Origin of the sequence: Candidatus Aquarickettsia rohweri (assembly GCF_003953955.1) — a bacterium.
GTDB classification, from domain to species: Bacteria; Pseudomonadota; Alphaproteobacteria; order Rickettsiales; family Midichloriaceae; genus Aquirickettsia; species Aquirickettsia rohweri.
Window position 1 is genome coordinate 1 of the sequence record NZ_RXFM01000149.1, and the last position, 1,066, is coordinate 1,066.

The window sequence follows — 1,066 nt, forward strand, 5'->3', positions numbered from 1 at the left end:
CTACAAGAATTCTGTGCCATTTATAAAATGTACTTCTCGGCACATTCTTTTGCTTACAAAATTCATATTTACTTACATTACTTTTTTTATATTCTTCTACTAGCTCTTTCCATTTTTCATTACTTATTCTTTTTTTCTTTTTTTCTAATAGCATCATTAGCCTCTATTTTTTTAGGCTTTTGTTCTACCACTTATTTTTATTCTTGCCTAGATGCCCTTATTTTAGCGCTTACTTTATAATTCTCATTATCTATCAAAATAGTTGCTATTACTATACTTTCATCAACTTTTAAATCTTGGACTTTTTTCCATATTGAATCCCCTTGAAATGTTCTTACTATATCCTCTAATGAACTTACATTATCAAAATCAAGTTTATAAATATAAGTTTTTGTATCGGTGTCTTTTGAAATATCACTTTCTTTGGATTTAACAAAAACAAAATCGTATTTTACACCACCAACACTAATAGCTTTTGGGTATCTAATAGATTCACCATATTCTAAATTTGCCATATCATATACTAATAATTAATAAAGTTATTTTAGGTCTTAATCTAATAATAAAATAGTAACCCTACGTCAAATAGAAATAAAAGCTCTAATATTAACTTAGAAGTCAAATAAAAAAATCAGAAATTTGCAGAAACAAAATTACTTAATTCTTTATTTATTTTTTATCCTTTATTTCTATTTATAACAAAGCTTTTATTTACCCTACTCAATAATTTCAGCAACTACACCAGCACCGACAGTTTTGCCACCTTCTCTAATCGCAAACTTCAACCCCTTATCCATTGCTATTGGCGCTATTAATTTCACCACTATCTCCGTGTTATCTCCTGGCATCACCATCTCCACTCCTTCTTTTAATTCGATTGTTCCTGTAACATCTGTCGTTCTAAAGTAAAATTGTGGTCTGTAATTCTTAAAAAATGGTGTGTGCCTTCCTCCTTCTTCCTTCTTTAACACATATACTTCTGCCTTAAACTTTGTATGTGGCGTTATACTTCCTGGTTTTGCTAATACTTGTCCTCTCTCCACTTCTTCTTTCGCTATTCCTCTTA

Annotated in this window: 3 protein-coding genes; all 3 read right to left on the reverse strand. The window is 29.7% G+C overall.

Annotated features, from left to right (window positions below; genetic code table 11):
* The coding region (tnpA, locus tag EIC27_RS08570; protein WP_410519448.1) for an IS66 family insertion sequence element accessory protein TnpA at positions 1-157 on the reverse strand (157 nt) is incomplete at its 3' end.
* 40 nt (positions 158-197) lie between these two features.
* On the reverse strand, positions 198-515 hold the full coding sequence (locus EIC27_RS06850) for a hypothetical protein (RefSeq protein ID WP_126045289.1): 318 nt from the start codon (positions 513-515) through the stop codon (positions 198-200).
* 201 nt (positions 516-716) lie between these two features.
* A partial coding sequence (locus EIC27_RS06855; RefSeq protein WP_479686429.1) for an EF-Tu C-terminal domain-related protein occupies positions 717-1,066 on the reverse strand: 350 nt, incomplete at its 5' end.

Excerpts from the sequence above, each read along its gene's own strand:
- EIC27_RS06850 (WP_126045289.1), bottom strand. The coding sequence starts at position 515 with ATGGCAAATTTAGAATATGGTGAATCTATTAGATACCCAAAAGCTATT.